1 protein-coding gene is annotated in these 734 nt (G+C 66.6%); it reads right to left on the reverse strand.

The features are described from left to right. On the reverse strand, positions 1 to 722 hold a 722-nt coding region (locus IE278_RS41755), incomplete at its 3' end, for an IS256 family transposase (RefSeq protein ID WP_373312253.1). Positions 723 to 734 lie beyond the last annotated feature (12 nt).

Genomic DNA, 734 nt, shown 5'->3' on the forward strand with positions numbered 1-734 from the left:
TCGACGCCCCTGTTCTTGAGCTCGGAGAGCACTCGCAGCCAGTGTTTCGCGCCCTCACCTCCGTCACCGGCCCACAGACCGAGGATGTCGCGGTGGCCTTCGGCGGTGACCGCCAAGGCCACGTAAATCGGCCTGTTCGCTACTTGGCCATCGCGAATCTTGACGTTGATGGCGTCGATGAAGACGACCGGATAGACGCGGTCGAGCGGCCGGTTCTGCCATTCCGCCATGCCGTCCATCACCTTGTCGGTGATGGTGCTGATGGTCGTCTTGGACACGTTCGCGCCGTAGACCTCGGCCAGGTGCGCGGAAATCTCGCCGTGGGTGAGGCCCTTCGCGGACAGCGAGAGGACCATCTCGTCGACGCCGGTGAGTCGGCGCTGCCGCTTCTTGACGATGGCCGGCTCGAAGGAGCCCTCCCGGTCGCGGGGCACGTCGATCTCGACCGGCCCGACGTCGGTCAGCACGGTCTTGGACCGGCTGCCGTTGCGGGAGTTGCCGCCGTCCTTGCCCGCCGGATCGTGCTTGTCGTAGCCGAGGTGGTCGGTGATCTCGCCCTCCAGGGCGGACTCCAGAACCGTCTTGGTCAGCTGCTGCAGCAGCCCGCCCTCGCCGGTCAGCTGCAGGCCCTTGCTCCGGGCCTGTTCGACGAGCTGGTCGATGAGCTTCTGCTCGACCGCCGCAGTCTCTAGCGACGGTTCCGCCTGGTCATCGGCGGTCACGGACTCGGTCAC

Source organism: Streptomyces tauricus (assembly GCF_014650955.1).
Classification (GTDB): Bacteria; Actinomycetota; Actinomycetes; order Streptomycetales; family Streptomycetaceae; genus Streptomyces; species Streptomyces tauricus.